This is a genomic window from Vibrio sp. 1069 (genome assembly GCF_033340555.1).
Map to the genome: position 1 here is coordinate 1 of NZ_JAWOWP010001036.1, position 502 is coordinate 502.

Sequence of the window (502 nt, forward strand, 5' to 3'; positions counted from 1 at the left end):
GCTGATTTCGAAAGTGGCCAATAATAGCACGATTTTGGTGTCTTAAGCTGCTGGATGAAGGTGTGAAGTTGCGCTGTTTTGGCAACAAGTAGTGCACGCAGATTACGCCAATCAGTGTTACAACCATCATGACTTCGATGGCGACATCGACACTAAAGTTATCCGCTAACAAACCGCCGCTAATACGTCCTGCGATACCACCTAATGAGTTTGCTGCAATGTAAGTACCAATGGCCATTGAAAATGCGTGCTTATCAAGTTCTTCTGCCATGTATGCGACGGCAACAGCGGCAAATGCGGCTAAAGCGATTCCGATTAATGCTCGGCATGCCACCAAAAATATAAATGAGTCTCCGAGTAGCATCAACGCAGAAATGGCAGGAATAGAGAATAAGCCAACCATCATGACTGGCTTACGACCAATGGATTCGGACAAGACCGCCATTGGCACCAAACTGAATGAAAGCGCTAACGTTGAGGCAGCAAACAACCAGTTAACCCG

Annotated in this window: 1 protein-coding gene; it reads right to left on the reverse strand. The window is 46.6% G+C overall.

The features are described 5' to 3' along the window. On the reverse strand, positions 1-502 hold a 502-nt coding region (locus R7040_RS30465; protein WP_318098191.1), incomplete at both ends, for an MFS transporter.